Here is a 5,455-nt window from a genome sequence, read left to right on the forward strand (position 1 = left end):
AGGAGCAGCCCATGCAGGCACCAAGCCGCAGCCCATGCGTTCTTCAAAGCTGAGCTGACCGCTTGTTTTGGTGGCAGCGGAAAGGGCTTTCAGCATGGGTTCGGGACCGCAGGTATAGAAATAGGTGTAATCGGGAATGGTTTTCACCACATCCGTAACGAAGCCCTTTGTGCCGACAGAGCCGTCTGCCGTTGCGATATGCACTTCTGCGCCCAGTGCTTTAAATTCTTCTGCATAGAAGATTTCGTCCTTTGTATTAAAGCCGAGAATGACGATGGGCTTTTTCCCCTCCGCAAGCAGATTTTTCGCTAGACGATACATCGGGGGAACGCCTACGCCGCCGCCAATCAGCAGGGGCTTGTCTCCGCTCTTGGAGGTATCGTAGCCATTGCCTAATCCTGTCAGAATGTCCAGCTTATGGGGGGCTTTCATTTTGCTCATGGCCTCTGTGCCTTTGCCAACGATTTTATAAAGAATCGTCAGTGTGTTTTCGTCATAATCGCAGACGGAAATGGGGCGGCGCAGAAAAAAGCCTTTTAATTGAATATTCACAAACTGACCTGCGGCGGTAATGGCAGAGGTATCCCCTGCCAGAACCATTTTGCAGACGCTTTCGGTCAGCCTTTCATTGCTTTGTATTTTAAAAACAGATTGTTTCAAGAGAGAACCTCCTTACGCATCAATCGTGGAAATACCCAGAGTGGTTTCTTCCAGAACATCCAAAAGCACACGAACAGTATCCAGTGCTGTGAAAACAGTTACATTATTTTCAACGGCACACTGGCGGATTTCCTGCCCATCGCTGTTGCTTGCCGCAGAATGAATATCTCTTGTGTTAATAACATAGCTTACATAGCCCTGACGGATGGAATCAAAGATTTCCTCACTGCCATCGGACAGCTTCTTTCTGGTTCTGGTGCGAATGCCGTGTTCCTTCAGGAAATCGGCAGTACCCTTTGTAGCTTCGATATTGAAGCCCAGCTCGTAGAAACGGCGAATGAGGGGCAGTGCTTCTTCCTTATCCTTATCCGCAATGGTAGCCAGAACCGTACCATAGTTCTGGATATTCATGCCGGATGCCTGCAAAGCCTTATACAGAGCTCTGTTCAGCTTATTATCATAGCCGATGGCCTCCCCTGTGGATTTCATTTCGGGGGAGAGGTAGGTATCCATGCCGTGCAGCTTGGAGAAGGAGAAGGCGGGAACCTTTACATACCATCTCTGCTTTTCATCGGGATACAGACCGAAGATACCCTGTTCCTTCAGTGTTTTGCCAAGGATAACCAGTGTTGCGATATCCGCCAGAGAATAGCCTGTTGCTTTGGAAAGGAAGGGAACCGTTCTGGAGGAACGAGGGTTTACCTCGATAACATATACGTTATCCTCTTTATCTACGATAAACTGGATATTGAACAGGCCGATGATGCCGATGCCAAGACCCAGCTTTTTGGTGTATTCCAGGATTTTGCCCTTTGCCGTATTGGATACGGAGAAGGTAGGGTATACGGAGATGGAGTCGCCGGAGTGAACACCGGTACGCTCTACATGCTCCATGATGCCGGGTACGAATACATCGTAGCCGTCACAAACAGCGTCTACCTCCAATTCCTTACCCTGAATATATTTATCAACCAGAACAGGCTGATCCTCGTTAATCGCTACAGCTGTTTTCAGATAGGTTCTCAGCTGATTTTCATCCGCAACAATCTGCATGGCACGTCCGCCCAGAACATAGGAGGGGCGAACCAGAACAGGATAGCCGATTTCTGCCGCAGCCTTTACGCCTGCTTCGATATTGGTAACAGCCTGTCCCTTGGGCTGAGGGATGCCAAGCTGAGTCATGATATGCTCAAAGGAGTCTCTGTTTTCCGCCTTTTCGATTGCCGCAACATCTGTACCGATGATGGTTACGCCGCGTTTCATCAGAGGCTCTGCAAGGTTGATGGCAGTCTGCCCGCCGAGGGATGCAATTACACCCAGAGGCTGCTCCAGCTCTACCACATTCATAACATCCTCAACCGTCAGAGGTTCAAAGTACAGCTTATCACTTGTGGTGTAGTCTGTGGAAACGGTTTCGGGGTTGTTGTTGATGATGATGGATTCATAGCCGAACTTCTTGATGGTGGTTACCGCGTGTACAGTGGAGTAGTCGAATTCGACACCCTGCCCGATACGGATGGGGCCGGAGCCAAGCACGATAATTTTCTTCTTATCACTGATACGAGAATCGTTTTCCTTCTCATAGGTGGAGTAGAAGTAGGGGATGTAGCCGCCGCAGCCGCTTGTTTCAATCATTTTATAAACGGGGAACAGGTTCATTTCCTTTCTCAGATTATAAACTGCAACCTCATCCTGCTTCCACAGCTTTGCGATATACTGGTCGGAAAAGCCCATTTTCTTTGCCGTTGTCAGAATTTCCTTATTGCCGACATTTTCTGCCAGAGTGGTTTCGTAATCGACAATCTTCTTGAAGGATTCCAGGAAATATTCCGTAATCATGGTTGCCTTGAAGATTTCATGCAGAGAAACGCCATTGCGAATCAGCTGTGCGATGGCATAAATGCGGTCATCGGGGCTTGTTGCAATATAGCTCAGCATATCCTCGTTGGACATGGTATCGAATTTCGGCATATACAGATGGCAAACGCCGATTTCCAAGGAACGAATGGATTTCAGCAGACATTCCTCCAATGTACGTCCGATACCCATAACCTCGCCGGTTGCCTTCATCTGTGTGGAAAGCGTATTTGCGGCAGTTGCAAATTTATCGAAGGGGAAGCGGGGCATTTTTGCTACGATATAATCCAGTGCAGGCTCGTAGTTTGCGGTTGTTTCGCCCAGCTTGATTTCATCCAATGTCATGCCGACAGCAATTTTTGCGGTAACTCTTGCGATGGGGTAGCCGCTTGCCTTGGATGCCAGTGCAGAGGAACGGGAAACGCGGGGGTTTACCTCGATTAAGTAATATTCGGAGGAATTGGGGTTCAGTGCGAACTGCACATTGCAGCCGCCTTCGATTTTCAATTCCTTGATGATTTTCAGTGCAGAATCACGCAGCATGGTGAAATCATGGTCATTCAGTGTGAGGATGGGTGCTACAACGATGGAGTCGCCTGTATGCACACCAACGGGGTCGATGTTTTCCATACCGCAGATGGTGATGGCATGGTCGGTACCGTCACGCATAACCTCGAATTCGATTTCCTTATAGCCCTTTACGCTCTTTTCTACCAGAACCTGATGCACAGGGGAAAGCTTCAGCGCATGCTTCATGATTTCCACCAGTTCAGCTTCGTTATTGGCAAAGCCGCCGCCTGTGCCGCCCAGTGTGAAGGCAGGACGCAGCACAACGGGATAACCGATTTCATTTGCCGCTGCGATGGCTTCTTCTACGGAATAAGTAATCTGAGAGGGGATAACGGGCTCACCGATGGATTGGCACATTTCCTTAAACAGCTCACGGTCCTCCGCACGTTCGATGCTATCGATAGGAGTCCCCAGAAGCTCAACCTGACACTCCTTCAGGATGCCCTTTTTTTCCAGCTGCATTGCCAGATTCAGACCTGTCTGTCCGCCGATACCGGGAACAATGGCATCAGGTCTTTCGTAACGCAGGATTTTTGCAACATATTCCAGAGTCAGAGGTTCCATATAAACCTTATCCGCAATGGTGGTATCTGTCATGATGGTTGCGGGGTTAGAATTAACTAATACAACCTCAAAGCCCTCTTCCTTCAAAGCCAGACACGCCTGCGTGCCGGCATAGTCAAACTCTGCTGCTTGACCGATTACAATGGGGCCGGAGCCGATAATCAGAATTTTCTTTAAGTCTGTTCTCTTTGGCATAATGTTTTGTTCCTCCTCATGTTCTTTTTACCTGTTTATACCTATTATATAGCTATTTCATTTATATAGCTATTTCTATCTGTTTCTATTTTACAGTGTTTCATCCTTCCATGCAATGCTGCCGTGATACATTGTCAGCCTGCAGGCACCAAAAACCTTTTCTCCTGCGAAGGGCGTTGCTCTGCCCATGCTCAGGAAGTCATCTGGGTTGATGGTGTATTCCTTATCCAAATCGTAAACCGTCAGGCTTGCAGGCTGTCCTTCTTCCAGAGGTGTGCCGACACAGAAGCGGTTTCTGGGATTGGTGTGCATCAACTCGATGAGCTTTTCCAGAGAAAGTACGCCTGTTTTCACCAGCTTGGTATACAGAATGGGGAAGGCAGTTTCCAGACCGACTACACCCATCAGGCTCTTTTCCAGACCTCTGCTCTTTTCCTCTGCGGAGTGGGGAGCGTGGTCTGTCGCAATCATACCAATCGTGCCGTCGAGAATACCGGCAATCAGTGCTTCTCTGTCCTCCTCGCTGCGGATGGGGGGGTTCATTTTAAAGCGTCCGTCCTCCTGCAGCATGGAATCATTCATGGTCAGATAATGCGGCGCGGTTTCGCAGGTCACATCCAACCCCTCTGCCCTTGCCTTGCGGATGAGTGCCACGCTTTCCTTTGTGGAGATGTGGCAGACATGGTATTTCACGCCGGTTTCCTTTACCAGCTGCAAATCTCTCTCAATCTGCTTCCATTCGCTTTCGGAGCAGATACCCCGATGCCCATGTGCCTTTGCATATTCGCCCTTATGAATATAGCCGCCCGCAAGCAGGGAATTATCCTCGCAGTGCGCGGCAACAATTTTGTTGTAAGTGCTGATTTTTTTCATTGCTTCACGCATGATTTCATCATTTTGCACACCACGCCCATCATCAGAAAAGGCGCAGACATCATTGACGATTTCGTCATACGCCGCCAATTCCTCACCTTTTTCGCCTACCGTAATCGTGCCGTAGGGAACAACCTGAATGCAGGCGGTTTCGCGGATTGCCTTTAGCTGCACCTCCAGATTTTCCCGACAATCAGGGACGGGGTTCAGGTTCGGCATGGCGCAGACTGCCGTATAGCCGCCATGTGCCGCCGCAAGGCTGCCGCTTTTGATGGTCTCCTTATAAAAAAAGCCCGGCTCTCTCAGATGCACATGAACATCAATAAACCGGGAAAAACAAAGCAGCCGTTTAAATCATAAACGGAACAATCTGCCTGAGGTGTGCGGTTGGAAATTTCGTGAATCATACCGTTGGCGATAAATACGTTGGATTTCATGAATTTGCCATGAACAAATACAGTTGCATTCGCTAGAATATAGTCCACTGTCTTCTCTCCTTTCGTCGCTAACTTGGTTCTAAACTTATTTTTATCTAAATCTTCAATACTATATCATAAAGGAATAGTAGTGTCAAGATATAGTTTTTTCGGAATTTTCCGTTACAAGAGAAAGTGTTTTGGGAATTTGTTGACACTGCAATTTCGTTGTGTTAGACTAAATTTGTAAATTTATGCGGTTTTTTGCAACTGACGGAACAGGTGGGCAACCACAGGGGAGCAAAGGACTTAAGAAAATC

At 48.2% G+C, this 5,455-nt stretch carries 4 protein-coding genes; all 4 read right to left on the minus strand.

Translation table 11 applies throughout. The features are described from left to right. The coding region (locus EJE48_RS09600; RefSeq protein WP_207667386.1) for a dihydroorotate dehydrogenase electron transfer subunit at positions 1 to 660 on the minus strand (660 nt) is incomplete at its 3' end. Between the two features lie 12 nt (positions 661 to 672). Continuing rightward, a complete protein-coding gene (gene carB, locus EJE48_RS09605) occupies positions 673 to 3,846 on the minus strand; it encodes a carbamoyl-phosphate synthase large subunit (protein WP_118578786.1) in 3,174 nt (1,057 codons plus the stop codon). A gap of 90 nt (positions 3,847 to 3,936) precedes the next feature. Beyond that, positions 3,937 to 5,031: a dihydroorotase gene (locus EJE48_RS09610; protein ID WP_243108016.1), complete on the minus strand. Its 1,095-nt coding sequence runs from the start codon at positions 5,029 to 5,031 to the stop codon at positions 3,937 to 3,939. Next, the gene (locus tag EJE48_RS09615; RefSeq protein ID WP_124984533.1) at positions 5,022 to 5,204 is read right to left on the minus strand and encodes a hypothetical protein; all 183 of its coding nucleotides are present in this window, start codon (positions 5,202 to 5,204) and stop codon (positions 5,022 to 5,024) included. Before EJE48_RS09615 ends, EJE48_RS09610 begins: the two co-directional genes overlap by 10 nt. Positions 5,205 to 5,455 lie beyond the last annotated feature (251 nt).

Source organism: Anaerotignum faecicola (assembly GCF_003865035.1).
In the GTDB taxonomy this organism is placed as follows: Bacteria; Bacillota; Clostridia; order Lachnospirales; family Anaerotignaceae; genus Anaerotignum_A; species Anaerotignum_A faecicola.